The sequence below is a fragment of the Streptomyces sp. RP5T genome, from assembly GCF_003933965.1.
Taxonomy (GTDB): Bacteria; Actinomycetota; Actinomycetes; order Streptomycetales; family Streptomycetaceae; genus Streptomyces.
This window is the reverse complement of the sequence record NZ_RSAJ01001083.1, coordinates 1-1,356: the sequence shown is the minus strand read 5'-3', so window position 1 is coordinate 1,356 and position 1,356 is coordinate 1. Positions and strand designations below refer to the sequence as shown.

Sequence of the window (1,356 nt, the reverse complement as noted above, 5' to 3'; positions counted from 1 at the left end):
ACCCCCAGGGGCCGTACGGCGGGGGCGGCCACGGGGGCCGTGGTGGTGGCGGTCATCGTCCCTCGTACTCCTCGGCGATCTTCTCGGCGATCTGCTGGGACTTCTCCAGGGCCGACTCGACGGACTGGCGTCCGGCGATGGCCGCGCTGATCTCCTGGGAGACCCGGGTGCCGAGATCGGTGAACTCGGGGATGCCGACGAACTGGATGCCGGGCGCGGGGCGCGGCTGCACACCCGGGTCGTTCGGCCGGGCCTGCTCGATGGCCTGCTTGGTCATCTCCTGGAAGGCGGCGGCCTCCTTGGCGTAGGCCGGGTTGGTGTACGTCGAAGCCCGCTTGCCGGCCGGGACGTTGGACCAGCCGATCCGGTCGCCCACCAGCTGCTCGTACTGCTTGCTGGAGGCCCAGGAGACGAACTTCCAGGCCTTGTCGGGGTTGCGGGAGGCGTCCTGGATGCCCCAGGCCCAGGTGTAGAGCCAGCCGGAGGACTCCGTCCTCTCGACGGGAGCGGGGGCGTAGCCCACCTTGCCCTTGACCGGGGAGCCCTTCGCCTCCAGGGATCCGGCCGCGGAGGTGGCGTCGTACCACATGGCGACCTTGCCCTGGGTCATGTTGTTGAGGCACTCGGCGAAGCCGGACTGGGCGGCGCCGGACTCGCCGTGCTCGCGCACGAGGTCGACGTAGAACTTCGTGGCCTTCTCGAAGGCGGGCGAGTCCAGCCGGGCCTTCCAGTTCTTGTCGAACCAGGTGCCGCCGAAGGTGTTCACGACTGTGGTGAGCGGTGCCATCACCTCGCCCCAGCCGGGCAGTCCGCGCAGACAGATGCCCTTCATGCCGGGCTGCGCCCCGTCGGCCTTCGCGGCCAGGTCGGCGACCTGCTGCCAGGTGGGGTGGGCCGGCATCGTCAGGCCCTTCTGCTCGAAGACGTCCTTGCGGTACATCAGGAAGGACGACTCGCCGTAGAAGGGCTGGCCGTAGAGCTTGCCGTCGTCGCCGGTCAGCGACTGACGCATCGGCGCCAGGACGTCCTTCTCGTCGTACGCCGGGTCCTTGGCCACGTACGCGTCCATCGCGTGCAGCCAGCCGTTGCGGGCGTAGATCGGGATCTCGTAGTTGGACAGGGTCGCCACGTCGTACTGGCCGGCCTGGTTGGCGAAGTCCTGGCTGATCTTGTCGCGGACGTCGTTCTCGGGCAGCACGGTGAAGTTGACCTTGATCCCGGTCTCCTTGGTGAAGTGGGCCCTGGTCAGCTTCTGCAGCTCGGTCATCTGGGGGTTGTTGACCATCAGGACGTTGATGGCGTCACCGCCCGACCCCGCCCCGCCCGCCCCGACCCAGCAGCCGGACAGCAGCGGGG

Annotated in this window: 1 protein-coding gene; it reads right to left on the bottom strand. The window is 68.9% G+C overall.

The window, feature by feature from the left end; all coding sequences use genetic code 11:
* Positions 1-52: 52 nt before the first annotated feature.
* Positions 53-1,356: sugar ABC transporter substrate-binding protein (locus EHS43_RS44630; protein WP_148104348.1), on the bottom strand; the 1,304-nt coding region annotated here is incomplete at its 5' end.